Annotated in this window: 1 protein-coding gene; it reads right to left on the bottom strand. The window is 69.4% G+C overall.

The window, feature by feature from the left end:
- The coding region (locus KCH87_RS48510) for a beta-ketoacyl synthase N-terminal-like domain-containing protein (RefSeq protein ID WP_210594471.1) at positions 1 to 470 on the bottom strand (470 nt) is incomplete at both ends.

Below are 470 nucleotides of genomic sequence, written 5' to 3'. Positions count from 1 at the left end.
GGTCAGACCGTTGCTCGCACCGTCCTGATTGACAGCCGAACCCCGCACCACCGCCAGCACCCGGTGCCCGTTGCGCCGGGCATCGGAGAGCCGCTCCAGGACCAGGACACCCACGCCCTCGCCCCACACAGTGCCGTCGGCACCATCGGCGAACGCTTTCACCCGGCCATCGGGAGCAAGTCCCCGCTGCCGACTGAACTCCACGAAAGTCGTCGGCGCAGCCATGACGGTGGTGCCACCGGCGAGGGCGAGTCGGCACTCGCCGTTGCGCAGCGCCTGGGCTGCCAGGTGCAGGGCGACAAGGGATGACGAGCACGCCGTGTCCACCGTCACCGCCGGACCCTCAAGCCCGAACACGTATGACACACGACCGGACAGGACGCTGCCTGCGCTGCCGGTGCCCAGGTAGCCCTCCAGGTCCTCGGGAGCCTTGCCGACGCGGATGCCGTAGTCGTCGTACATGACACCGG

The organism is Streptomyces sp. GESEQ-35 (assembly GCF_017948485.1).
Classification (GTDB): Bacteria; Actinomycetota; Actinomycetes; order Streptomycetales; family Streptomycetaceae; genus Streptomyces.
This window is presented reverse-complemented; position numbering and strand designations above follow the sequence as displayed.